This is a genomic window from Oceanicaulis sp. UBA2681 (genome assembly GCF_002354675.1).
Taxonomy (GTDB): domain Bacteria; phylum Pseudomonadota; class Alphaproteobacteria; order Caulobacterales; family Maricaulaceae; genus Oceanicaulis; species Oceanicaulis alexandrii.
On record NZ_DEMB01000012.1, the window covers coordinates 212268 to 212698 of the forward strand.

General features: G+C 65.0%; 1 protein-coding gene. It reads left to right on the plus strand.

Annotated elements, in window-relative coordinates; translation table 11 throughout:
- A partial coding sequence (locus B3M53_RS10540) for a prolyl oligopeptidase family serine peptidase (protein ID WP_286800373.1) occupies window positions 1-431 on the plus strand: 431 nt, incomplete at both ends.

The following is a 431-nucleotide window of genomic DNA, read 5'->3' on the forward strand; positions in this document are numbered from 1 at the left end:
GCGGCGGCGGCGAGTTCGGCCCGGCCTGGCACCAAGCGGGTCTGCGCACCAACCGTCAGCGCATCTATGATGATCTGATCGCGGTGGCTGAAGACCTAATTGATGACGGCGTGACCACGTCTGATCATCTCGCGGTTCAGGGCGGCTCCAATGGCGGGCTGCTGACCGGCGTGATGTACACCCAGCGTCCCGACCTCTGGGGCGCGGTCATCAGCCAGGTGCCGCTTCTGGACATGCTGCGCTTCCACACGCTGCTGGCCGGCGCCAGCTGGCAGGACGAGTACGGCTTCCCCGACGAGAACGCCGAAGAGCGCGCCTTCCTGCGCTCGATCTCTCCCTTCCACAATGTGGAGACCGGCGTCGACTATCCGCCGATGTTCCTTCTGACCTCCACCAAGGATGACCGGGTGCATCCCGGCCATGCTCGCAAA